22 protein-coding genes are annotated in these 24501 nt (G+C 64.7%); 14 read left to right on the top strand and 8 right to left on the bottom strand.

All coding sequences use genetic code 11. From position 1 onward, the window contains the following. Window positions 1-36 precede the first annotated feature (36 nt). Entirely contained in the window at window positions 37-1365 is a 1329-nt protein-coding gene (locus I6F20_RS25770; protein WP_225128423.1) for an MFS transporter, read from the bottom strand. Window positions 1366-1546: 181 nt separating this feature from the next. On the opposite strand from I6F20_RS25770, the gene cyoA reads away from it, so the two are divergent. Genes cyoA through I6F20_RS25735 form a run of 7 tightly spaced genes read left to right on the top strand, consistent with a single transcriptional unit; the run spans window position 1547 to window position 8483 of the window. Then, window positions 1547-2707 carry a ubiquinol oxidase subunit II gene (cyoA, locus tag I6F20_RS25765; protein ID WP_225128421.1) on the top strand — a complete coding sequence of 387 codons (1161 nt, stop codon included), beginning with the start codon at window positions 1547-1549 and terminating at the stop codon, window positions 2705-2707. 25 nt (window positions 2708-2732) lie between these two features. Then, entirely contained in the window at window positions 2733-4730 is a 1998-nt protein-coding gene (cyoB, locus tag I6F20_RS25760; RefSeq protein WP_109142142.1) for a cytochrome o ubiquinol oxidase subunit I, read from the top strand. Further along, window positions 4731-5360: a cytochrome o ubiquinol oxidase subunit III gene (cyoC, locus tag I6F20_RS25755; protein WP_225128420.1), complete on the top strand. Its 630-nt coding sequence runs from the start codon at window positions 4731-4733 to the stop codon at window positions 5358-5360. It abuts the gene before it with no gap. Beyond that, window positions 5357-5737: a cytochrome o ubiquinol oxidase subunit IV gene (gene cyoD / locus I6F20_RS25750; protein WP_036001948.1), complete on the top strand. Its 381-nt coding sequence runs from the start codon at window positions 5357-5359 to the stop codon at window positions 5735-5737. The genes cyoC and cyoD overlap by 4 nt, the downstream gene beginning before the upstream one ends. Continuing rightward, a complete protein-coding gene (locus I6F20_RS25745) occupies window positions 5734-6585 on the top strand; it encodes an SURF1 family protein (protein ID WP_225128417.1) in 852 nt (283 codons plus the stop codon). The genes cyoD and I6F20_RS25745 overlap by 4 nt, the downstream gene beginning before the upstream one ends. Continuing rightward, complete coding sequence (locus tag I6F20_RS25740) at window positions 6557-7960, top strand: ATP-binding protein (RefSeq protein ID WP_225128415.1); 1404 nt, start codon at window positions 6557-6559, stop codon at window positions 7958-7960. The genes I6F20_RS25745 and I6F20_RS25740 overlap by 29 nt, the downstream gene beginning before the upstream one ends. After that, a complete protein-coding gene (locus I6F20_RS25735) occupies window positions 7950-8483 on the top strand; it encodes a response regulator transcription factor (RefSeq protein WP_225128413.1) in 534 nt (177 codons plus the stop codon). The genes I6F20_RS25740 and I6F20_RS25735 overlap by 11 nt, the downstream gene beginning before the upstream one ends. Before the next feature lie 185 nt (window positions 8484-8668). Here I6F20_RS25735 and I6F20_RS25730 read toward each other — a convergent pair whose 3' ends face one another. Then, window positions 8669-9373: a glutathione S-transferase family protein gene (locus I6F20_RS25730; protein ID WP_225128411.1), complete on the bottom strand. Its 705-nt coding sequence runs from the start codon at window positions 9371-9373 to the stop codon at window positions 8669-8671. Window positions 9374-9481: 108 nt separating this feature from the next. On the opposite strand from I6F20_RS25730, the gene I6F20_RS25725 reads away from it, so the two are divergent. Both I6F20_RS25725 and I6F20_RS25720 read left to right on the top strand, forming a co-directional pair. After that, window positions 9482-9859: a winged helix-turn-helix transcriptional regulator gene (locus I6F20_RS25725; RefSeq protein WP_057028499.1), complete on the top strand. Its 378-nt coding sequence runs from the start codon at window positions 9482-9484 to the stop codon at window positions 9857-9859. Window positions 9860-9887: 28 nt separating this feature from the next. Then, window positions 9888-11276, top strand: a complete 1389-nt coding sequence (locus tag I6F20_RS25720) for an adenylate/guanylate cyclase domain-containing protein (protein WP_225128588.1) — start codon at window positions 9888-9890, stop codon at window positions 11274-11276. Between the two features lie 84 nt (window positions 11277-11360). Here I6F20_RS25720 and I6F20_RS25715 read toward each other — a convergent pair whose 3' ends face one another. From I6F20_RS25715 to I6F20_RS25695, 5 genes are all read right to left on the bottom strand, one after another. Then, a complete protein-coding gene (locus I6F20_RS25715) occupies window positions 11361-12185 on the bottom strand; it encodes a CarD family transcriptional regulator (protein ID WP_074447640.1) in 825 nt (274 codons plus the stop codon). A 344-nt stretch (window positions 12186-12529) separates the two neighbouring features. After that, complete coding sequence (gene fdxA, locus I6F20_RS25710; RefSeq protein ID WP_018643465.1) at window positions 12530-12868, bottom strand: ferredoxin FdxA; 339 nt, start codon at window positions 12866-12868, stop codon at window positions 12530-12532. Between the two features lie 132 nt (window positions 12869-13000). Continuing rightward, window positions 13001-13252, bottom strand: coding sequence for an RNA-binding S4 domain-containing protein (locus I6F20_RS25705; RefSeq protein WP_074447665.1), 252 nt, complete (start codon window positions 13250-13252; stop codon window positions 13001-13003). A gap of 28 nt (window positions 13253-13280) precedes the next feature. Further along, a complete protein-coding gene (locus tag I6F20_RS25700; protein ID WP_225128409.1) occupies window positions 13281-16712 on the bottom strand; it encodes a helicase-related protein in 3432 nt (1143 codons plus the stop codon). Window positions 16713-17428: 716 nt separating this feature from the next. Beyond that, a complete protein-coding gene (locus tag I6F20_RS25695) occupies window positions 17429-18247 on the bottom strand; it encodes a DUF3108 domain-containing protein (RefSeq protein WP_225128586.1) in 819 nt (272 codons plus the stop codon). A gap of 592 nt (window positions 18248-18839) precedes the next feature. On the opposite strand from I6F20_RS25695, the gene rpmB reads away from it, so the two are divergent. The 4 genes from rpmB to ftsZ all read left to right on the top strand — a co-directional run bounded on the left by rpmB (window position 18840) and on the right by ftsZ (window position 22158). After that, window positions 18840-19148: a 50S ribosomal protein L28 gene (gene rpmB, locus I6F20_RS25690; RefSeq protein ID WP_036001998.1), complete on the top strand. Its 309-nt coding sequence runs from the start codon at window positions 18840-18842 to the stop codon at window positions 19146-19148. 212 nt (window positions 19149-19360) lie between these two features. Next, window positions 19361-20032 (top strand): SNF2-related protein, encoded by a 672-nt coding sequence (locus tag I6F20_RS25685; protein WP_225128407.1) that lies wholly within the window; start codon window positions 19361-19363, stop codon window positions 20030-20032. Window positions 20033-20237: 205 nt separating this feature from the next. Next, window positions 20238-20753: a hypothetical protein gene (locus tag I6F20_RS25680; RefSeq protein ID WP_225128406.1), complete on the top strand. Its 516-nt coding sequence runs from the start codon at window positions 20238-20240 to the stop codon at window positions 20751-20753. 148 nt (window positions 20754-20901) lie between these two features. After that, window positions 20902-22158 carry a cell division protein FtsZ gene (gene ftsZ, locus I6F20_RS25675; protein WP_225128404.1) on the top strand — a complete coding sequence of 419 codons (1257 nt, stop codon included), beginning with the start codon at window positions 20902-20904 and terminating at the stop codon, window positions 22156-22158. A 184-nt stretch (window positions 22159-22342) separates the two neighbouring features. On the opposite strand, the gene I6F20_RS25670 is transcribed toward ftsZ, so the two are convergent. Then, window positions 22343-23020 (bottom strand): hypothetical protein, encoded by a 678-nt coding sequence (locus tag I6F20_RS25670; RefSeq protein ID WP_225128402.1) that lies wholly within the window; start codon window positions 23018-23020, stop codon window positions 22343-22345. A gap of 161 nt (window positions 23021-23181) precedes the next feature. Here I6F20_RS25670 and I6F20_RS25665 point away from each other — a divergent pair. Beyond that, window positions 23182-24501 (top strand): T6SS phospholipase effector Tle1-like catalytic domain-containing protein (locus tag I6F20_RS25665; protein ID WP_225128400.1); only part of this gene is annotated, 1320 nt, incomplete at its 3' end.

Here is a 24501-nt window from a genome sequence, read left to right as displayed (position 1 = left end):
ACCAGCGCCGTTGCCCACCCTGCATGCGCTGCGTGATCAGCGCCCTGCGTCCATGTCCCCCGCCTCGCGCTGGCCGCTGAGCCAGAGCGCGAGCAGGGTCCAGAACGCGCCGGACAGCAGATACGCACCCGAGGCGATGACGCCAAGATTGGTGGCGAGCAGCAGTGCGACCAGCGGGGCGAAGCCGGCGCCGAACAGCCAGGCCATGTCGGAGGTCAGCGCCGACGCCGTATAGCGATAGGCCTGCCGGAAGTTCGAGGCGATAGCACCGGAGGATTGGCCGAAGGACAGGCCGAGCAGGATGAAGCCGATCACCATGTAGATGGTCTCGCCGAACGCGCCGGCGTCGAGCAGCTGCGGCGCGAAGCCGCTATAGACTGCGATCGCGATCGCCGATCCCATCAGCAGCGACTTGCGCCCGACGCGGTCGGCAATGATGCCGGAGGCCACGATCGCGGCGACGCCGAACACGGCGGCGACGATCTCGATGATCAAAAAGCGCACCGGGCTTTCGTGGGTGAACAGGAACACCCAGGACAGCGGGAACACCGTGACCATGTGAAACAGCGCGAAGCTCGCCAGCGGCGCAAAGGCCCCTAGCATGATGTTCTGGCCTTCGCGCGCGACCGTCTCTGAGATCCGCGCCGGCTGGAGTTCGCGGGTCTCGAATAGCGTAGCGTATTCTTCCGTCGTCACCATGCGCAGACGCGCGAACAGCGCGACGACATTGATGGCGAAGGCGACGAAGAACGGATAGCGCCAGCCCCAGTCGAAGAAATCATCGGCCGAGAGGAGGCCGGCGAAATAGGCGAACAGCGCGCTCGCCACGATCAGCCCGAGCGGCGCGCCGAGCTGCGGCACCATCGCATACCAGCCGCGCTGGGAGGCCGGCGCATTCAGCGCCAGCAGCGAAGCCATGCCGTCCCAGGCGCCGCCCCAGGCCAGACCCTGCGCGATGCGCGCCAGCGCCAGCAGCCAGATCGCGGCGACGCCGATCTCCTGATATCCGGGCAGGAACGCGAGCGCGACGGTGGCGGTGCCGAGCAGGAATAGCGCCGAGATCAACTTGGCCGTCTTGCCGTATTCCCGGTCGATCGTCATGAAAACGACGGTGCCGATCGGACGGGCCATGAAGGCCAGCGCGAAGACCATGAAGGAATAGAGGGTCCCGGTCAGCTCGCTCGCGAACGGAAAAACCAGACGCGGAAACACGATCACCGAGGCGATCGCGAAGACGAAGAAGTCGAAGAATTCCGAGGTACGGCCGATGATGACGCCGATGGCGATCTCGCCGGGACTGGCCTGGTCGTGGCCGTGCTCGCCCGTGTGGAGGTTTGCCATTGCGGGGGTCTGTGCCGTCGCCATTCGTGCGCCCTTAACGTCCTGAAAACCAAAGCCGACCGCCCGGCGGGGCCCAGGCAATCTGGCCCTATCTGGCCCAACCTCCCGCACTGCAACATTGGACAAATTGTCCAATGTCCCCATTGTTGCGCCGCAGCTACCCCTTGGCCCCGCAAAGGAAACTCAATCTCATAAGGCTCGGCCCGTGTCCCGTCTCAAGATCCTGGCGCTACTACCTCTGGCTGCCGCGCTCAGCGGCTGCGACTACGTCGTGCTGGCGCCAGCCGGCGATATCGCCGCGCAACAGCGTGACCTCGTCATCATCTCCACCGTCCTGATGCTGCTGATCGTCGTGCCCGTGATGGCGCTGACGGTGCTGTTCGCCTGGCGCTACCGCCAGTCCAACACCGAGGCCCGCTATGAGCCGGACTGGGATCACTCGACCAAGCTCGAGCTGGTGATCTGGTCGGCGCCACTTCTCATCATCATCTGCCTCGGCGCGCTAACCTGGATGGGCACGCATCTGCTCGACCCTTATCGCACCCTCGGCCGCATTCATGCCGAGCGCGCCGTGGACAAGTCCAAGGCCCCGCTCGAGGTCGACGTCGTCGCGCTCGACTGGAAGTGGCTCTTCATCTACCCGGACTACGGCATCGCCACCGTCAATGAGCTCGCAGCTCCGGTCGATCGCCCGATCACCTTCCGCATCACCGCGTCCTCGGTGATGAACTCGTTCTACATCCCCGCGCTCGCCGGCCAGATCTATGCGATGCCGGGCATGGAGACCAAGCTCCACGCCGTCGTCAACCACGCCGGCACCTACAAGGGTTTTTCGGCGAACTATAGCGGCGCCGGCTTCTCGGGCATGCACTTCAACTTCAAGGGACTCGACGACAACGGCTTTGACGCCTGGGTCGCCAGCGCCAAGTCGGCCGGCGGCTCGCTCGGCCGGGCCGAATATCTTCAGCTGGAGAAGCCCAGCCAGAACGAGCCGGTGCGGCGCTGGGGCGCCGTCGATGCCGATCTCTACCGCCTGATCCTCAACATGTGCGTCGAGACCGGCAAGATGTGCCAGAGCGAGATGATGGCGATCGACGCCAAGGGCGGCAACGGCCATCAGGGCCTGAACAACACCCTGCCGCTCGCCTACGACAAGTATGCCCGCCGCGGCACGGTGCTCGGACCAGAGCCGACCTTCGTCGCCGGCACCTGCACGCCGGATGCGCCGCAGGGGCAGACCACCGCCTCGATCAAGGCTCCGACCGATTTCGCGCCGCTCCTGGGTGCCGGCCTGAAGCGGCCGTCGTTCACGCCGCTGAAGTCCTCGTCCTTCTTCCTCGGACAGCGTCCCAAGTCCGATTCCTGAAGTCAGATTCCTAAAGAGAACGCGCATGTCTCCTGATCTTCTCAAGCTCATCTTCGGCCGGCTCGGCCTCGAATCGCTGCCGCTGCACGAGCCGATCGTCGTCGGCACCTTCGTAGTGGTCGCGCTCGGCGGCGCCGCGCTGCTCGGCGGCCTCACCTATTTCCGCCTCTGGGGCTATCTCTGGCGCGAATGGTTCACCACGGTGGACCACAAGCGCATCGGCATCATGTACATGATCCTCGGCATCGTGATGCTGCTGCGCGGCTTTGCCGACGCGCTGATGATGCGCGGCCAGCAGATGCTCGCGTTCAACGGCTCCGAAGGCTATCTCAACGCCCATCACTACGACCAGATCTTCACCGCCCACGGCGTGATCATGATCTTCTTCGTGGCGATGCCGCTGGTCACCGGCCTGATGAACTATGTCGTGCCGCTGCAGATCGGCGCGCGCGACGTCTCGTTCCCGTTCCTGAACAATTTCAGCTTCTGGATGACGGTCGGCGGCGCGGTGCTGGTGATGGCCTCGCTGTTCATCGGCGAATTCGCCCGCACCGGCTGGCTGGCTTACCCGCCGCTGTCGAACATCGGCTACAGTCCCGATGTCGGCGTCGACTATTACATCTGGGCGCTGCAGGTCGCCGGCGTCGGCACGACGCTATCCGGCATCAACCTGATCTGCACCATCGTCAAGCTGCGCTGCCCCGGCATGACCATGATGAAGATGCCGGTGTTCACCTGGACCTCGCTCTGCACCAACGTGCTGATCGTCGCCTCCTTCCCGGTCCTGACCGTGGTGCTCGCGCTGCTGTCGCTCGACCGCTACGTCGGCACCAACTTCTTCACCAACGATTTCGGCGGCAGCCCGATGATGTACGTGAACCTGATCTGGATCTGGGGCCACCCCGAAGTCTACATCCTGGTTCTCCCGGCCTTCGGCATCTTCTCCGAGGTCACCTCGACCTTCTCGGGCAAGCGGCTGTTCGGCTACACCTCGATGGTCTACGCCACTGTGGTCATCACCATCCTGTCCTACCTGGTCTGGCTGCACCACTTCTTCACGATGGGCTCGGGTGCCAGCGTCAACTCGTTCTTCGGCATCACCACGATGATCATCTCGATCCCGACGGGCGCGAAGATGTTCAACTGGCTGTTCACGATGTATCGCGGCCGCATCCGCTACGAGCTGCCGATGATGTGGACCATCGCCTTCATGCTGACCTTCGTGATCGGCGGTATGACCGGCGTTCTGCTCGCGGTGCCGCCGGCCGACTTCGTGCTGCACAACAGCCTGTTCCTGATCGCGCACTTCCACAACGTGATCATCGGCGGCGTGGTGTTCGGCGCGTTCGCCGGCATCAACTACTGGTTCCCGAAGGCGTTCGGCTTCAAGCTCGATCCGTTCTGGGGCAAGATGTCGTTCTGGTTCTGGGTCACGGGCTTCTACCTGGCCTTCATGCCGCTCTACGTGCTCGGCCTGATGGGCGTGACCCGCCGCCTGCGCGTGTTCGACGATCCGTCGTTGCAGATCTGGTTCGTCATCGCCGCAATCGGTGCCGTGTTCGTCTTCATCGGCATCCTCGCGATGCTGATGCAGTTCGCGGTCAGCCTGCTCAAGCGCGAGCAGCTCAAGGACGTCACCGGCGATCCCTGGGACGCGCGCACGCTGGAATGGGCGACCTCCTCGCCGCCGCCGGACTACAACTTCGCCTTCACCCCGGTCGTTCACGACAATGACGCGTGGTGGGACATGAAGCGGCGCGGCTATCAGCGTCCGCTCACCGGGTTCAAGCCGATCCACATGCCCAGCAGCACCGGCACCGGCATCATCCTCGCCGGCTTCGCCACCGCGATGGGCTTTGCTCTCGTCTGGTACATGTGGTGGCTCGCCGCCCTGAGCTTCATCGCGATGCTCGCCGTCGGGATCGGCCACACCTTCAACTATCACCGCGACTTCGACATTCCGGCTGACGACGTCATCCGGACCGAGGACGCGCGCACCAAGCTGCTCGCCGGAGCCAAGTAAATGACTGCCGCTGTTCATCCCTCGCAGACCGGCGAACCGGTCTTCTACCTCGCCGACGAGCATCCGCATCCGGAAGGCTGGAGCACCTCGCTCGGCTTCTGGATCTATCTGATGAGCGACTGTCTCATCTTTGCGATCCTGTTCGCCACCTACGGCGTGCTCGGCGGCAATTACGCCGCCGGCCCCGCGCCGAAGGACCTGTTCGACCTGAACCTGGTCGCGGTGAACACGTCCATGCTGCTGCTGTCCTCGATCACGTACGGCTTCGCCATGCTGACGATGCAGCAGAACAAGGTCGCGCAGACGCAGGTCTGGCTCGCGATCACCGGCCTGTTCGGCCTCGCCTTCATCGGCATCGAGCTCTTCGAGTTCGCCCACATGATCCACGAGGGCGCCACGCCGCAGCGCAGCGCCTTCCTCTCCGCCTTCTTCACCCTGGTCGGCACCCACGGCCTTCACGTCACCTGCGGCCTGATCTGGCTGGTGACGCTGATGGTGCAGGTCGGAAAGTTCGGCCTGATCGAGGCCAACCGCCGCCGCCTGATGTGCCTGTCGATGTTCTGGCACTTCCTCGACGTGGTCTGGATCGGCGTCTTCACCTTCGTCTATCTCCTGGGAGTTCTGCGATGAGCACCGATACCCACGCAGCCGGCGCGCACGACCATCACCACGAGGGCGGCCACGCCCACAGCACGTTCTCGGGCTACATGCTCGGCTTCGTGCTCTCGGTCGTGCTCACCGCGATCCCGTTCTGGCTGGTGATGAGCGGCGCGCTGCCGAGCAAGCAGATCACCGCGCTGGTGATCATGGCCTTCGCAATCGTGCAGATCGTCGTGCACATGGTCTACTTCCTGCACATGAACACGACCTCCGAGAACGGCTGGACCATGATGGCGCTGATCTTCACCATCGTGATGGTGGTGATCGCACTGTCGGGTTCGCTGTGGGTGATGAGCCACCTCAACAGCAACATGATGCCGATGCACCAGATGAGCGGCATGAAGTGAGCGAAACCGGGACCGTGACGGGTGAGGACGGAGATGCGCGCAGCAAGGCTGCGCGGTCGCCGTCCTTGTGGCTCACGGTCCTCTCGCTCATTGCTTTCGTGCTTCTGATCGCGCTTGGCGTCTGGCAGATCGAGCGCCGCGCCTGGAAGCTGGCGCTGATCGACCGGATCGAGCAGCGCGTCCACGCGCCGGCTCAGCCGATCCCCTCGCCCGCGGCGTGGTCCACCGTTAGCGCCGCAAATGACGAATACAGGCACGTCAGCCTCAGCGGGCGCTTCCTGCATGAGAGCGAGACGCTGGTTCAGGCCGTCACCGAGGAAGGCCCCGGCTATTGGGTGCTGACGCCGCTTGCGCGCGACGACGGCATGCTGGTCCTGATCAATCGCGGCTTCGTGCCGTCCGAGCGCCGCGACGCATCGACGCGCCGGGACGGCAATCCGCAAGGTCGAGTCGAGATCACCGGCCTCCTGCGCATCACCGAGCCGAAGGGCGGCTTCTTGCGGACCAACGTGCCCCAGCACAACCGCTGGTACTCGCGGGACGTCGCCGCCATTGCGGCGGCGCGCGGTCTTCGCGAGGTCGCGCCCTTCTTCGTGGACGCCGACGCCGGATCACAAATCGCCGGCGGCCCAATCGGCGGATTGACCGTGATCCGCTTTCCCAATAACCACCTGATCTACGCGCTGACGTGGTTTGCCCTGGTTTTCATGCTGGCCGGCAGACTTTTCGTCATATTCGGCGGCGGGCTGTTCCGTCGCAAGCGCTTCGTCCACGACAAGGCCGGCGGCTCGGATGCCGACGCCCGCAGGACGGGATCAGATGCTGGAACGATCGTCGAGCCGACCTGACGACGGGAAAACGCTTTCCCAGACGCTTGGGCGTGACGGGCAAGCCGTCACGCTGCAATCGCAGGCCGACGCGCGCAGCGAGCTGATCGGCACCATGCCGACCGAGGACGAGACCAACCGCAAGAACATGGCGCTGCTGATCCAGCTGCGCTGGACCGCGGTGGTCGGCCAGATCGTGACCATCGGTGCCGTGCATTTCGGCCTCGGCATCCCCCTGCCGCTGGAGCGGATGGGCGCGGTGATCGGCGCGCTGGTGCTGCTCAACGTCTCCAGCCTGGTCTGGGTGCGCCATCGCGCTGCGATCACCAACAACGAGCTGTTGGTCGCCTTGATACTGGACGTCGCCGCGCTGACCGCGCAGCTCTATCTCTCCGGCGGCGCCACCAATCCCTTCACCTCGCTGTTCCTGCTCCAGGTGACGCTCGGTGCGGTGCTGCTCGATGCCCGATCGACCTGGTCGCTGGTGGCGCTGACCTGCGCCAGCTTCGTCTGGCTGACATTGGCCTACCGGCCGCTCGATCTGCCGCCCAATCCGTTGAGCGAGACCTATACGCTCACCGTAACAGGCATGCTCCTGGGCTTCGTGCTCAACGCCGTGCTGCTCGTCGTGTTCGTCACCCGCATCAACAGGAATTTGCGCGAGCGCGACGCGCATCTGGCGGCGCTGCGCCAGCATGCCGCCGAACAGGACCATATCGTGCGCATGGGCCTGCTCGCCTCCGGTGCGGCGCATGAGCTCGGCACGCCGCTCGCCTCGCTCTCGGTAATCCTCAGCGACTGGCGCCGCATGCCCGATCTTGCCGCCGATCAGGAGCTTGCCGAGGACCTCGCGGAGATGGAAACCTCGTTGCAGCGCTGCAAGTCGATCGTGACAGGCATCCTGGTGTCGGCGGGCGAAGCGCGCGGTGAAGGCTCCTCACCGACGACGGTGACGGCCTTCGTCACCGCGCTGGTCGACGAATGGCGCAATGCGCGCTCCGCCCGCACGCTCTACTTCGTCAACACCTTCGGCGAGGACGTCGCAATCGTCTCCGACGTCGCGCTGAAGCAGGTGATCTTCAACGTGCTCGACAACGCCTATGAGGTCTCGCGCGAGTGGGTCGAGCTCGTCGCCGAGCGCGAGGGCGACAATCTCGTGCTGTCGATCTCCGACCGCGGCCCGGGCTTTGCGCCGGAGATGCTGGCGCAGCTGGGCAAGCCCTACCAGTCGAGCAAGGGTCGCGCCGGCGGCGGGCTCGGCCTGTTCCTGGTGGTGAACGTCGTGCGCAAATTGGGGGGCACCGTGAGCGCCAAGAACCACAGGAAGCGCGGCGCCACGGTGCGCCTCACGCTGCCGCTCGCAACATTGGCGATCGGAGGGAATTTTGACGCCTGACCGTTCGCTGATCGTCGTCGAGGACGATGCGGGTTTTGCCCGCACGCTGAAGCGCTCGTTCGAGCGCCGCGGCTACGAGGTGGTACTCGCCGCCTCGATCGAGGAGGTGCGCCAGGTGCTGGAGGAACGCTCTTTCGGTTATGCCGTGGTCGACCTCAAGCTCGGCGGCGCCTCGGGCCTTGCCTGCGTCGAGCTCCTGCACACGCATGACCCGGACATGCTGATCGTGGTGCTGACCGGCTTTGCCAGCATCTCCACCGCGGTCGAGGCGATCAAGTTGGGGGCCTGTCACTATCTGGCAAAGCCGTCGAACACCGACGACATCGAGGCCGCCTTCCACAAGGCCGAAGGCAACGCCGAGGTCGCGCTCGATTCGCGGCCGACCTCGATCAAGACGTTGGAATGGGAACGCATCCACCAGACCTTGATCGAGACCGACTTCAACATCTCGGAAGCGGCCCGCCGGCTGGGCATGCACCGGCGGACGCTGGCGAGGAAGCTCGAGAAGCGCCCGGTGAAGTAGGAGCGCTATCGCCATTTGAGAGCATTCCCTGCGGCCCATCCTTCGAGACGCCCGCTTTAAGCGGGCTCCTCAGGATGAGGGAGGAGTGCGCGGCAGCAGTTTTCAACGAGCACTGATGCTGATGAGCCTCATCCTGAGGAGGCGCGTCAACGCCGTCTCGAAGGACGAGGCGTGCGCACCGGCCGCTATTTGCCGAACTGCGCGATCAATTCGGCTAGCGCGACGTGGCCTGTGCACGATCCCGTTCCCGGATCAGACCCGCCGTCCTCCAGAGCGGTGGCGTAGAGGACCGCGGGATCGGCTTCGAGGCGCGCGCGCAGCGCCGCCAGCTTCGGCCAGCGGCTCCTCTCCGCGACCGCGTGGAAGTCGAGCCAGCGTGCGACACCGACAAGCACGGCGTCGGCGAGGGTCGGCCGGTCCCCGAGCAGAAATTGCTGCGTTTCGATCATTTCTTCGAGCTTGTCATGACGCTCGATGACCCTTGCTGTGCCGAAGGCGCGCAGGACCGACTTCGCGGCAGGCTCCATGGCTTCGGCTTCCAATGCGGCCCACAGCGGCGCGAACGCGGCGGTGAAACCGGTATTCACGAACGCCATGAGCTGATGCATGCGATCGGCTTGCCGCGACAGCGGATCGAAGCTGATGCGCCGTTCGACATCCCTGGCCTCTAGCCAGGCCGCGATCGCCATCGTTTCCGTCAGCACCTCGCCCTGCTCGGTGATGAAGACCGGCGTCTCGTGTCGCGGATTGATACGGGCGTATGACGGGTTTCGCATCTCGCCCAACATATCGACCCGACACAGCCGATATGGCTTGCCCAGCCATTCGAGAGCCGCAACGAGCCCCATGGAGCTTCCCTTCGGGAAGCCGTAGAGTAGAATTGGGTCCATGATCCATTCTCCGTGATTTCTGATGATCACGCTGCGCAGCGGTGATGCGACCCTAGCCGCTCGCCGCATCAAGTAAATTACGAACTTTTTTGTAACCTGGAGGCGCCGATGAAGGATCTCGTGTCGAGATGTCCCATCGAGGAAGTGATGCAGATTCTGAGCGGTCGCTGGCCGACTCTGCTGATCTATTATTTGAAGCAGGGCACCAAGCGCTTCAGCGACTTGCGCCGCGATAATCCGACCATCTCACACAGGATGCTCGCGCTCGAGCTTCGCAAGCTGGAGGACGCCGGCATCGTCAGCCGCACCGAATTCGGCGGATATCCGCTGCGCGTGGAGTACGATCTGACCTCCGCCGGTCACGCGCTCGTGCCCTTGATCGATGCTTTGGGGGACTGGTGGACGTCGGTTGCGGCGGCGGCTGACGGAGAAGGCCGCCGGAACGAAATCAGCGTCTCGGCAAGGGCGCAGCGAACCAGCGGCTGAAGGCCCAAGCGAGGAGACTGCCGTGACAATGCTCGTCGAGCGCTTCAACCTGCCGGCTGCGCATTCGCCCGCGCCGAGCGAACGCGATGCCGAAACAGTTCAGTTCGCACAGGCCGCGCTGACGTCCGCCAAGCGGGAGGGCCTGCAACTCGCAGTGCGGGCGCGCTATGTCGCCCTCGTCGTCATTGGCTGCCTGATCATGGTGATCAACCCGGCCTGGGAGCAGCTCTACTACGTGGCGCTGCTCGGCTTGTTCGCGCTGATCGGCTGGGCCCAGGTCAGGGTTGGGCGGGTTGGCGTGTCGCGGCCGGAATTGGCACTCCTGTTTTGCGACTTGGCGCTGCTCACGTGCCTCATCGTGGTTCCCAATCCGTTCGGAGCCTCGCACTGGCCGGTCGCGATGCAGTACCATTTCGGCAACTTCATCTATTTCTTCGTCCTGCTCGCGGGCGCCACACTGGCCTATACTTGGCGGACCGTGATTGCGGTCGGCGTTTGGACGGCTGCGCTCTGGTTGATCGGCATCGCCTGGGTCTGGTGGCAACCCGATCGCGATCCTGCGCTGACGGCCCGCATCGCGGCCGCGACAGGCAACGATGAGCGCTTGTTTGCGATGATCTCGCCGAGCGAGATCGTGTTCCACGTTCGCATCCAGGAGATCGTCGTCTTCATGATCGTGGCCATGACCTTGGCGCTCGCGGTCCGCCGCAGCAACGACCTCCTGGTCCGGCATGCCGCGGTGGAGCGCGAGCGCGGCAACCTGGCGCGCTACTTCTCCCCCAATGTCGTGGCGGAATTGTCGAAACAGGACGAGCCGTTGAAGCAGGTGCGCACGCAACACGTCGCGGTGCTGTTCGTCGACATCGTCGGCTTCACGGCCTTTGCCGATGGACGATCGCCGCAGGAGGTTGTGCGGACGTTGCGGGAATTCCACGGATTGATGGAGCAGGAGGTTTTCCGCCATAGCGGCACGCTCGACAAATATCTCGGGGACGGATTGATGGCAACGTTCGGCACGCCCTTTGCCGGCGAGCACGACGCCAGCAACGCGCTGCGATGTGCCCAGGCGATGATCGCGGCGGCGGAGAGTTGGAACGATCAGCGGGCAGCGTCAGGCGAGCCAAAGCTGCATGTGAGCTTTGGCTTGCATTATGGGCCGGTGGTGCTCGGCGACCTCGGGCAGACCTGTCTGGAATTTGCCGTGATCGGCGCGACCGTCAACGTGGCAAGCCGTCTCGAGGCCTTGACCCGCACCTTGGGCTGCGCGCTGGTGGCAAGTGACGACCTCGTCAGCCAGGCGAAGGCCGAGCTGGGCGGTGCAGCCACAACGTTTCAGACATTGGAAGCGCGAGAGGCGCGGGCGGTCCGCGGCATTCAGCAGCCGATCGCGATCTGGACCCAGCCGCGCGGCGCGTAGAACCGAACTCCCGCGGCCTCAGGAAGCCAAACAAAAAGCCCGGCCAAACGGCCGGGCTTTTGATTGCTTGCGTTCGGTGCCGGCTTACGCGGCCTCGTCGGCGACGGTGCTGTCGTCGCCATCGGTATCGTCGGTATCGCCCTCGGCATCCGTGTCAGCTTCGCCCTCGGCAGCTTCCGCCTTGGCATTGCGGCGCGGGCTCTTGGCGAGCTGCGCCTCGATCTCCTTGACCGCTTCGGTCTCGGTCGAGTGCTGCACCACCGCGATCTCGCGGGACAGGCGGTCGAGCGCCGCTTCATAGAGCTGGCGTTCCGAGTAGGACTGCTCGGGCTGCGATTCCGAGCGATAGAGGTCGCGCACGACTTCCGCGATCGCGACGATATCGCCCGAATTGATCTTCGCTTCGTATTCCTGGGCGCGGCGCGACCACATGGTGCGCTTGACGCGGGCGCGGCCCTTGAGCGTTTCCAGCGCCTTCTTGACCAGCGCCGGATCGGACAGCTTGCGCATGCCGACATTGGCGACCTTGGCGGTCGGCACGCGCAGCGTCATCTTGTCCTTGATGAAGTTGATGACGAACAGCTCGAGCTTCGCACCGGCGATCTCCTGCTCCTCGATGGCCAGGATCTGGCCGACGCCGTGAGCGGGATAGACCACGAATTCGTTGGCCTTGAAGCCCTGACGCTGGGTCACGACCTTCTTTTCCTCGACCTTCGGCGCAGCCGCGGGCTTGGCGGCCGGCTTGGCGGCGACGGGAGCCTTGGCGGGCGCAACGGCAACAGGAGCCTTCGTCGCGGCGGGCTTGGCAGCGGGGGCCTTGGCAGTCACAGGCTTGACATTCAAAGGCTTGGCGGCAGCAGGCTTGGCAGCGGTCGCTTTCGCGGCCGGTTTGGCAGTCTTGTTAGGCATTGCGCTTCTTTTGTTCTTCGAGGACTTTGCAGCCGGCGCCTTCGTCGCGGTCCGACCCTTGGATGCGCTACGGCTGGCCGCGGCGACTTTTTTGGCCTCCTTATGGGAAGCCCTCGCTGAAGTACTCTTTTTACGCGTTTTCTGTGACACAGCCTGCGCGCGGAAACTGCCACGCCCCTGTTCGACATTTGGTTTCACGGGAACCCAGAGGGGCCAACGGGGCTGACGGGGTTCGGCTTAATGTGCCCAATATAGCACATTTCCCGCAAAAATCAATGATTTAGGGGTCTTGAGGGCTGGTTTTCGGCGGCAGCGCCGCTATTAGGGTTAAGTTTGGGCGCGAATTAGTCCCCAGAGCCGGGGTTCGGAGAAAAATATTTCTCGAACTTGCCTTCCATACCGTCGAATTCCTTGGCGTCGGCAGGTGATTCTTTCTTCTGGGTGATGTTCGGCCAGCTCTTGGCGTAGTCGGCGTTGACCTGGAGCCACTTTTCGAGGCCCGGTTCCGTGTCCGGCTTGATGGCGTCGGCGGGGCATTCCGGCTCGCACACGCCGCAATCGATGCACTCGTCGGGATGGATGACGAGCATGTTGTCGCCCTCGTAGAAGCAATCGACCGGGCAGACCTCGACGCAGTCGGTGTACTTGCACTTGATGCAGTTTTCAGTGACGACGTAAGTCATCCAACGCTCCGAAAAGCTCTTTTAGAAGTCGCGGCTTGCCTAGCGCGGATGGCCGGGCGCCGCAAGGTCGGGAAGGCCCGATCATGACGGCTTTGTGTGTTTGATCGATCAAGAAATGAATGCAAAGCGCAATTAATTGCGCGTCCCGAGCTCCTCGTAGAGCACGCGAGCCGAAGCGGCATCGCCACGGCGCTCGTTGAAGGCGGTGACCTTCAGCACGCGCACGGTGCGATCGAGCGCGATGGTGAGGACGTCGCCAAGCTTGATCGCATGGCCCGGCGATGTCTCGCGCACGCCGTTGACACGGACATGGCCGGTGACGACGAGCTCGGCCGCGGAGGTGCGCGCCTTCACCACGCGCGCGTGCCACAGCCATTTGTCGATGCGCTGCCGCTCGGTCGTCGTCGTGGGATTACTCCTTCCGCCCCAGCTGCTCTTTCAGCGCGGCGAGCTTGGCGAAGGGCGAGTTCGGATCGATCGGACGATCGCGCTCGCGCGGGTTCGCGCTCGAGGCGTAGGGGCGCAGTGACGGACCCGACTCGCGATCGCGGCGGTCACGGCCCTTGTCGCGGTCGCGGCCACGATTGTCGCGGCCCTTGTCGCGATCTCCACCGAACTTCTTGTTGTCGCGGTTGCGATCGCGATCCTTGTCGCGGTCTCCCTTGCCCTGGAAGCTGCGATTGCGGTCGTCGCGGCGCTCACCGCCCTCGCCGCCTTCACGCGGCTTGCGGAAGTCGCGGCCGCCATCGCGGCGATGGCCGCCGCCATGACGATGGCCCGGCTTCGCGCCGTCGGCGGCTTCGCCGGGCGCGGCGCTCGCTGCATCGGGTGCAGCGCCGGGCCGCGGACGCTGGTTGTTGTGACGCTGATGGCGATGGCGCTCGTGGCGCGGCTTGCGATCTTCGTGACGACCGGCAGGGCGCCAGACCTCGACCAGGTCGGGCTCGGCCGGTGCGACTGTTGCCTCAGGCGCGGCAGCATCGGGGGATGCAGCAGCTTCCGTCGCGGCGGTCTCGGCGGCGGCCGCTTCGAGGCCGGCAGCCTCGGCGGGCGTCGCAGCCTCTTCTGCGGGCGGCGCGATTCCGGGGGCGTCCTCGGGGGTGACGGGCGCTTCCGGAGAGGCTTCCAGCGCCGGCTCCTTGTGAGCCTTCTCAGGAGCGGGCTCGTCGTGCGGCTCCATGCCGGGGGCGTCTTCGACCGTGACGGATTCGGCCGTAGCATCAGCGGCCGTGGCCTCAGCCGGCAGGCCGGCAACGGCCTCGGCTGCAGTCTCGGTCGAGGTCTCTACGCTGCCTTCAACGGGCGGCGTCTCGGCCGCGACGGTCTCGGTCACGACCTGCTCGGTCGCGACGGGCTCGGTCACGACAGGCTTCGGCGGCAGCGGCGGGCGCTTCTCCATGCGATAGCCGAGCGCGCGCAGCACGGAGGCGAAATCCTCGCCGGCAGATCCGGTGAGCGAGGTCATCGCCTGCGTCACCACGAAGCTGCGGCCATCGAACGCGCCGGCGGGCTTTTCGCCCGGCGAATTCTCGCGCCAGGCCAGCGCCGGGCGGATCAAGTCGGCAAGGCGCTCCAGGATGTCGACGCGCACGGCGCGCTCGCCGGCCTGCTTGTAGCCGAGCACGCGATAGGCATCGCGCGGCAGCGCCTTGTCGACCGGGAACGAGGTACGCCCCGAGGAGGCCAGATGCTGCGCGCCCGAGAGCGCGGAGAGATCGACATTGTCCTGCTTCAGCGCCCAGAGCAGCGCGGCCAGCGCACGCGCGGCGGGCTTGAGCAGGCCGGGGAAATAGATGTGATAGGCGCCGAAGCGGACGCCGTATTTGCGCAAGACGGCGCGCGAGGACTGGTCGAGATCTTTCAGCTCGCTGGCGATCTTCGGACGCTCGAGCACGCCGAGCGCCTCGACCAGCTGATAGGCGATGCCGCGGGCAATGCCGGTGACGTCCTCGGCCTTCGACAGCTCGAACATCGGCCCGAGCAGCTTTTCGATGTGCGTCTTGAGCCAGAGCTCGAGCCGCGCCTGCACCTTGTCGCGGGGCGCGCCGGTCAGGCGCTCGTCCGAGATGATGCGGATGCGCGGATGCAGCGCCTCGTCTGCGGCGGCAAGGCGCGCCACGGCATCGCCGGTCCAGCGGATGATGCCTTCGGACGTCAGCACGAACTGCTCGTCCGGCGCATTGCCCAGCTTTTCGGCGCGCGCGTTGATCTCGCCGGCGAGCACCGCTTGCGCTGCAGCCTGCAAGGCTTTCGCATCGGAGCCGGCTTCCGCCGCATCCGGTGCAAAGGTGAAGCCATCGAGGCGGCCGATGACATGGCCTTCGACGATGACTTCGCCGGTCTTGCCGATTTCAGTATTCAAGCTCGTGTTCTCCCGCAGGCGGCGCATCAATACACTGGTCCGGCGATCAACGAAACGCTCAGTCAAGCGTTCATGGAGCGCATCCGACAATTTATTTTCGACCTCCCGCGCGATCCCCTGCCAGCGTTCCGGGTCTTTCAGCCAGTCCGGGCGGTTGGCGACGAAGGTCCAGGTGCGGATCTGGGCGATTCGGGCCGACAGCGTGTCGATGTCGCCGTCGATGCGGTCGGCCTGGGTGACCTGGGACTCGAACCAGGCATCGGGAATGCAGCCCTTGCGCATCAGGAAGCCGTACAGCGTCGTCACCAGCTCGGCATGGGCGGCCGGCGACAGCTTTCTATAGTCCGGGACCTGGCAGGCTTCCCAGAGCCGCTCCACGGCAGCCTTGCCATGCGCGATATCGCGCACCTCGCCGTCGCGGGCGGCGTGATCGAGCACGCGCATGTCCTCGGCGATCGGCGCGCGCGTCAGCGTCTCGTGGCCGGGGGCGAGGTTCAGCGAGACCTGGAGCGCGCCGAGCGAGGAGAAATCGAGCTTGGAATTGCGCCATTGCAGCACCTTCACGGCATCGAAGGTGTGGTTCTGCAGCGCGTTGACGAGCTCGGGCTCGAACGGCGCGCAGCGGCCCGTGGTGCCGAAGGTGCCGTTGCGGGTGGCGCGGCCGGCGCGGCCTGCGATCTGCGCGAATTCGGCCGGCGTCAGGCGGCGGAACTGGTAGCCGTCGAACTTGCGGTCGGAGGCGAAGGCGACGTGATCGACGTCGAGATTGAGGCCCATGCCGACGGCATCGGTGGCGACGAGATAATCGACGTCGCCGTTCTGGAACATCGCCACTTGCGCGTTTCGTGTGCGCGGCGACAGCGAGCCCAGCACCACGGCGGCGCCGCCATGCTGGCGGCGGATCAGCTCGGCAATCGCATAGACTTCATCGGCCGAGAACGCGACGATGGCGGTGCGGCGCGGCTGGCGCGTGATCTTGCGATCGCCGGCGAATTCGAGCTGCGACAATCTGGGCCGCGTGATCATGGACACGCCCGGCAACAGGCGCTCGATGATCGGGCGCATGGTGGCGGCGCCCAAGAGCAGCGTCTCGTCGCGGCCGCGGCGGTTGAGGATGCGGTCGGTGAAGACGTGGCCGCGCTCGAGATCGGCGGCGATCTGGACCTCGTCGACGGCGAGGAAGGAGACGTCGATATCGCGCGGCATCGCCTCGACGGTCGAGACCCAATAGCGCGGATTCTTCGGCTTGATCTTCTCCTCGCCGGTGACGAGCGCGACGCTGGCCTCGCCGGCTCGGTCGGCGATCTTGTTGTAGACCTCGCGCGCCAAGAGGCGCAGCGGCAGGCCGATCATGCCCGAGGGATGCGCCAGCATCCGCTCGATGGCGAGATGGGTCTTGCCGGTGTTGGTCGGACCGAGCACCGCAGTGACGCCCGCGCCGGGTGCGCGCTCGGAAGCGAAGGGGGAGGAGGAAAAAGCCATGTCTAGGGGATTAGGTAATGGCGATTTGGGCGAATGTCAGTGCTATCCGGGGCGGAGAGGGGGCTGGCTCTTCGTTCCTCATCCTGAGGAGCGCGTCAGCGCGTCTCGAAGGATGAAGGCCCGGCTGGTGCTGCTGGGCAAGCCAAGCCCCTCGCCCTTCGAGACGGCCGCTTGCGCGGCCTCCTCAGGGTGAGGGGCACACCGCGGGCGTGAAAACGCCCGCCCCAAATCCCGCGCAACTGTCTCACTTTGCGACGCTTTTCCCGTTCGCTTTAAGCTTCGGAACGACTCTAGAACGAATCGCGGCCGAATCGCTGACTCCCCTGTGAGTCCCGTTCCGTTCACGCAACATGTCGCGGGACTCGTCTTGGTTGCGCACTAGATGGAGTTTTGCGGGGGCGCACAAGCGACCGGGGTGGTTAAAGCTGGGGACGGCGCCGAGTCGAATCAGAATCGGGGAGGAGTCAAATGGATTCCCTGCGGCGGGGTTTGGTCAAACGAAGTGTGCGAAAACAACCCCATGCACAGTAGGTAAGTCGTTGAAATCATTAGGGCGCGCTTTTGGGCTCCCATTTCGCTCGTCATTCCGGGGTGCGACGCAGTCGCGAACCCGGAATCCATCGTGAAACCGTCTCTGTAGCCCGATGGATTCCGGGTTCGCGCCAAGATGGCGCGCCCCGGAATGACGGCCGAGAGAGCCGGCGCGGCCTCCTTGCCTACTGCGTCTTCGCGACGCGTGGCGGCTGGGGGGCGGTGATGAAGCTGGTGGCTTCCAGCATGGCGGGGCCGAGCGGGGTCGGCACTTTCAGCCAGAACGGGACCAGGATGCGCGTGCCGGCGATGGGGGCGAACGCGATCTCCATGTTGCGCTGGGCGGCGAGGTATTTGATCACCGGGCGGTCGGGGATGTAGCCGGCGATCGGCACGAAATAGATCGCGCAGACCACGACCGGGCCCTTGTACCCCTTCTCCGCCTTCACGGTCTCCATGCGCTTGAAATCGAGCTTGAGCTCGTAGCGCATGCGGCCGTCGAACACCGGCGCGGAGCTGTGGCAGGCGTCCTGCGAAACGGGATCACCGGTGCCGGGCACGCGCAGCAGCGAGGCCGTCATGGGGTCCCAGACGCCGCGGCGGTGGGCCTCGGTGACGACGATGCGGTCCGGATCGACCGGCGGCTCCGGCAAAATGCCGAAATCCTTCACATTGCCCTTGTCGAGGGTGATGCGGATCTCTTCGGTCTTCTTCTGGGTGGTGGTGGAGGCCTGGTAGCCGGTCGCAACCAGCGCGCCGCCAACGACGCGCCCCTGGCTCGCGCCGGTGCCGGACCCGCCCGTGAACGACTTCAAAAGCCCGGTGGTGCCGCCGGCGGCCGCCGCCGAGAACACGTCGTCCTGGATATCGATGTTCCAGGCGCCCTTGCCGACGGGAATGCCCGCCAGCGTCGCCTCATATTGCGCCTCGAGCTTGCCTTGCGCCGCCGCCGGCGCCGCGCCGGACGCCAGGCCCAGCACCACCGCCAGGCCACAAAGCGCCATCAGCCGGCCGGCCAAGGGGACGTCCAAGCGGACGCCCCGACACAGACAGGCTGAGCGCAGGACTTGCGCGAAATGAAGCGTTGTCGGCACGAAACAATCCAATCAGAGCGCGATGTGCTGTTACTTAAGCCAAAACCGGCGGCAAACAATGTGTCGGGGCGTGCAGCCCCGGGAACTCCACCGGACTCTTCGACGGCGAATACGCCCTTTATGTGATGGTAAGGCGCGACAATCATTGCCGTTTTGGTGATCGGACGGTAACGGGGGACGTTCCCACCTCTCCCCACCCTCAGCTGTCATGCCCCGCGAAGGCGGGGCATCCAGTACGCCGCAGCGCCTCTGGTCAGCCGCGCCGCCGCGGAGTACTGGATCGCCCGCCTTCGCGGGCGATGACACCGAGGCGGGGCACGAGATCCCGGGTTCGGGCTCTGCCCGCCCCGGGACGACGGGCCAAAAACGGCCCGTCGCCTTGACGCAAGGCCCCTTCCCCCCTATACGTCCGCCCGCTCCCTGCAAGGACGAAAGAATTTGCCCCCGTGGCGCCGAAATGGCGGCCGCACTCGTTGGGGGTTCGAACTAAAGGATTTATGCCATGTCTCGCCGCTGCGAACTGACGGCCAAGGGCCCCCTCGTCGGCCACAAGGTCAGCCACTCCAACATCAAGACCAAGCGCCGCTTCCTGCCGAACCTCGTCAACGTGACGTTTATCTCGGAAGCCCTGGGCCGCAACGTGCGCCTGCGCGTCTCCACCAACGCGATCAAGAGCGTCGACCACAATGGCGGCCTGGACGCCTACCTGCTCAAGGCCAACACTGATGCGCTCTCCCCGCGCGCGGTCGAGCTGAAGCGCGCCATCCAGAAGAAGGTCGGCGACACCCAGCCGGCCAAGCAGGCGAGCTGAGATTTTTTCGAAATTGGGCGGGGGCTAAGTTGCGTCGCGTGGCGTAGGCTTAGCCGAGTAAAGAGTTTGAGTAGCGGCCGGATCGGGAGATCCGGCCGTTTTTGTTTGTGGAGCGACGGTAGGTTAGTAGCGCACCGACGAAAGTGCCACTTGCCCGCAAGAGTAGCACCGAGCATCTTGTGGTTGAGCACGTCTTTGGTTGGGGCAGGAGGATGGACGTCGCCACTGAATTTAAGTCGAAGATTCTTAGCCGGAGCAAAGAACCCGACGAGTATCGAATTTACCGGGCAGGTCTCGAGTGGGATCTGACCGACCCTATCGTTATTGATCGAGCTGAGGACTTTAAATCAACACCAAGATGGAGCGATCGCCTCACTCCCTATCATCACCAAGTAACCAACCTCATTACTTTCTGTCGACGACTTCCGGTAACTCTGCTCGCGGACGACGTTGGCCTCGGAAAAACGATCAGCGCCGGCTTGATCATTAGCGAACTTGTGGTTCGATCTCGACTGTCTAAAGTCCTGATCGTTTGTCCAAAAATTCTCGCCCAGCAATGGAAGGAAACCGCCATCAATCCCATTGCGAAAGCGTTCGACAAACCTCAATCTCTTGGCATCGACGTCGATAGACTTCAAAGAGCCACGTTGTCGGATGAAGGCATTTCTGAATTCTCACGCTTCTACTTGGAGCGCCGGGAACAGGAGACCACGCGCGCGTCCGATGCACGCAAGCGCAAGAGACTAGAAGACGAGTTCACACCTCGACTGGAAATGACGCTCGTCGGACTAGACGGAAGAGTGCATAGGGAGATCGGGGTAAACCTCGTCATCTGCTGTGACGGCACCGGCAACGAGATTTCGGAGAACTCTCCGACGCCCTGAAGCTCCATCGCTGCCCGCGCAAGACCCACAAGACGCAGCCGTGGCAGCTGGTACCCTGCGAACTCAAGGCCGGCACCGCAGCGCCACCCGTAAACACCCCCCGCGCCCGTTAACCGTCCATTAACCAACGCACCCTAGCCTGCTGCAATCGTCCAGCCATCATTAGCTCGAAATGCCTTCCCGGTTCGCTCCAGGAGAAGCGCCGATGTGCGTTGAGTTGTTGACGTATGCCGATCTCGGTGCCCGCCTCAATGTCTCGCGCGAGGCCGCGCGGGCACTGGCGCGGCGTCGCCGGTTGCCGCGTTCGCGGTCGGACGACGGCAAGGCGGTGGTGAGCGTCGATCTCGCCGAGCTCCGGTACACGCCCCGCCCGCGAAAGGGCCGCGGGGCGGACCCCGTCGATGCCTCCATGGCAAAGATCGAGGCAATCAAGATTGGGGCCTTCAAGGCGGAGATCGCGCGGCTCGAAGACGTCGCAGCCGCCTACAGGGCCGTGTTCGAGCGCGAGCGCGAACGTGCCGATCGCCTCGCCGTCGAGCTGACGCAGGCGGCCGCCGAGACGACGGCCGCCAATGCATGGGCGGCACGACTGGAAGACGAAGTGGCGGCGCTGCGGAGCGATCGCCGCCCTGGCGGCTCGATCGCAGGACACGCGGCGCGCCGGTTGGGGCATCTGGCCGCCTTCATCGTGCAAGCAGACCGCGCGGCTAGAGCGCGATGAGATTGGGATGAATCGTCATCGCGCTCCAGGTTTTTGTTCGAGCATGATCTTTTCGGAAAACCGCTTCGCACTTTTCCGGATCATGCTTGCAGGTAGCACGCGAGACTTTCTTTAATCCCCGGCTTGCCGGAGCAATCGCGAGGGAAGAATGACTGGCAACACCGATATCCATGAAATGAAGGCCCGCATCGTCGTGTTCGGCGTCGGCGGCGCCGGCGGCAATGCCGTCAACAACATGATCACGGCCGGGCTGCAAGGGGTCGAGTTCGTGGTCGCCAACACCGACGCGCAGGCGCTGGCGATGTCGAAGGCGAAGCGCCTGATCCAGCTCGGCACGAAGGTGACCGCAGGGCTCGGCGCCGGCTCGCAGCCGGAACTGGGACGCGCCGCAGCCGAAGAGGCGATCGACACGATCCGCGAGCAATTGACCGGCGCGCACATGGTGTTCGTGACTTCAGGCATGGGCGGCGGCACCGGCACCGGGGCTGCACCCGTCGTCGCCAGAATCGCGCGCGAGCTCGGCATTCTCACCATCGGCGTCGTCACCAAGCCGTTCTATTTCGAGGGCCAGCGCCGCATGCGCTTTGCCGAAGCCGGCATCGAGGAGCTGCTGAAGACAGTCGACACCCTCCTGATCATCCCGAACCAGAACCTGTTCCGGGTGGCCAGCGAGAAGACCACGTTCGCCGACGCCTTCGCCCTTGCCGACCAGGTGCTTTACTCGGGCGTGGCCTGCATCAGCGACCTCATCGTCAAGGAAGGCCTGATCAATCTCGATTTTGCCGACGTCCTCTCCGTCATGAAGGAAAAGGGCAAGGCCATGATGGGACGGGGCGAGGCTTCCGGCGAGAAGCGCGTGCTCGCAGCCGCCGTGGCCGCGATCTCCAATCCGCTGATCGAGAATCCCTCGATCAAGCGCGCCAGTGGCCTCATCATTTCCATCACCGGCGGCAAGGATCTCATGCTGTACGAGGTCGACGAAGCGGCGACCCGCATTCGCGACGAGGCCGACCCGGACGCCAACATCATCGTCGGGGCGTCCTTTGACGAAAGCTTAGAAGGCATCGTCCGCGTCTCGGTGGTGGCGACCGGAATCGATAATCTCGATCCGGCGCAGGCGCACCCGGTGGAAACCGCCCTCACCCAGCTCGCCGGCAGGCTGCGCAATGACGGCCGTCGCATCGCCGATCGCATCGAGCGCAGTGCCCCCCTTCCGCAAGCGGCAAGCCCGCCGCTGCGGCCGCAGCCGCACCACCCCGTCGGACCGCCGGCACGGCCGAGCCTGGACCATGCGCAGCAGGCGGCGCTTCAGCCGCTGGATCCTTACGGGCGTGCGCCTGCGCGCAATGCGCCCGACGAGAGCGCTCTCGATATTCCGGCCTTCTTGCGCCGCGCGGCGAGCTGAGCGGCGGCGAGCGGGGAAGTTACCTGCTCGGCAACCAGCGAGCCCAACGACAACTTGTCATCCCGGGGCGCGACGAAGTCGCGAGCCCGGGATCCATAACCACCATCGTGAGTATGGATTCCGGGCTCGCGCCAAGAGGCGCGCCCCGGAATGACGGCGTAGAGCGTGCGCAGCCGCCGAGGCTTCAGGCCGCCGTGCTGTGCGGCTTCTCCGCTGCTTCCTTGTCCGTTTCCTTGTCGCGGGACAGCCAGGCCGGAAAGCGAAGCAGGCGTTCGTTGGTGTCCTTCGGCAGCTCGATGGGCGGGGCTTCAACGGCCGAACTCGGCAAGTCCAGCGCCGCATGGCCGGATCGCACTGCATCCGCGCGCTGATCCAGTTCACGCAACAGGGGATCGAGCACGCTGTCGACCTCGGTCGCCACCGACACCAGGAAACTATTGAGCTCGCGCGCCTCGGGCACAACGGCCGCAGCCGATTCGACCGCCCTGGAGAGACCGTCCACGACAGGTGCAAACGCTCCGGCGGCTTGCTTGATTCGCGTCTTGATCAGTTCGATCTCGCTCAGGACGCGCTCACGCTCCCGCCTTTTCTTCTCCTCCGAAAGGCGGGCTTCAATTTCGGCGATCTGCGCCGCCAGGGTCGTGGCTTCGGATGCGAGCGCATCGCGTCTGCCGCGCGCGCGATCGAGATCGCGGCTGAGATTGTCCACTAAGTCGTCCCTTGCGAACATGGCTTTGCTCCATAGGACAGGCGTTCTGCCCTGTAGGACGGCCTTGGCGCGAACCGCCAGCCTCGCCATCGACCAGATGGCCGGATCGGCCGAAACAGGCATCAACTTCCGTCGCGTCACATGGGCCGACATGGTGATCCCCCATCGTCGACATTAGGCAACCGCATGGTTAACAAGAGGTTAATGTCAACACAGCCTTCGGCCATGGGACCGGGTGCCGGCGACGTCGCCTCCTCGCTGCCATCCATTTTCCGCTATACTCGCCCCGGTAGCATCACCCGGAGGCGCATCCCATGGAATCCGCCCACCCCGCCGACCACAAGGGCGCCGGCAAGAACCTCGTCATCTGCTGTGACGGCACCGGCAACGAAATCTCGGAGAACATCTCCAACGTCCTGAAGCTCTATCGCTGCCTGCGCAAGACGGACAAGACGTCGCCGCGGCAGATGGTGTTTTACGATCCCGGGGTCGGCACCATGACGGAGCCGTCGACGTGGGGGCGCTGGAAGGCCAACATCAAGCTGGTGTGGGGGCTCGCGACCGGATACGGGCTCGATGACAACGTGCTGTCATCCTATTGCTTCCTGGTTCAGCATTACGCGCCCGGCGACAAGATCTATTTGTTCGGCTTCTCGCGCGGGGCTTACACGGTGCGCGTGCTGGCGGGGCTGATCCACAAAATTGGTCTGATCTCGCCGGAGCAGGCGAACCTCTCAGGCTCGGGCCTCATCGCCTACAAGCAATATTCCGGCAGCGGGCGCGGCAACGACGTCGAGGATATCAAGAACATCGTGTTCGACGAGAGCGGGCCGCTGCCGAAGGACGAATTCGACCTCGCCGCGCAGTTCGCACGCATCACCTCGACGCGCTGGCCGACCATCCATTTCGTCGGCGTCTGGGACACGGTGGCGAGCGTGATCGTGCCGCGCGCCGATCGCTTCTACTGGCCGAGCCTGGAGGAGCTCGCCTTCACACTGCGCGATCCCAGCATCAGGATCTTCCGGCAGGCGATCGCGATCGACGAGCGGCGGCGCATGTTCCGCCTGAAGCCCTACGCGGAGCCGCAGGAGTTCTGGAGCAACCGCTACGTGCCTGACGAGAAGAAGGTGCCGCAAGACATCATGCAGGTGTGGTTCGCCGGCGTGCATTGCGACGTCGGCGGCGGCTATCCGGAGGCCGAGAGCGGGCAGTCCAAATATCCGCTGCTCTGGATGATCGACGAGGCCGAGAAGGCCGGGCTGAAGTTCAACCCGCGCACGGTGAACCAGCTCGCCTGGGGCGTCCAGCGCAAGAACTCGCCGTTCACCTACGTCGAGCCCGCTTTTACCGGCAAGAGCGGCATGCTGCACGATTCCATGACGGCGGCCTGGCGCCTGCTGGAGTTCTTGCCGAAGCGCGCGAAGTACAGGGAATGGCCGGCGCGGAAAGTCTATTTCGGCTTCTACATCCCCGATGGCGAGCCGCGCCTGATCCCCGAAGGCGCGCATGTGCATGAGAGTGTGCTGAAGCGCATGGCGGTGGAGCCGGGCTACCGGCCGGTGAACCTGCCGAAGGATTACGTGACGGTGCCGATGCCGGTGCCGCCGGGGGCGGATGTGGGGGCGGAGGTGGAG

This window comes from Bradyrhizobium sp. IC3123 (assembly GCF_020193625.1).
In the GTDB taxonomy this organism is placed as follows: Bacteria; Pseudomonadota; Alphaproteobacteria; order Rhizobiales; family Xanthobacteraceae; genus Bradyrhizobium; species Bradyrhizobium yuanmingense.
The sequence above is the reverse complement of the archived record's forward strand: the minus strand, read 5'-3'. Positions and strand labels throughout refer to the sequence as shown.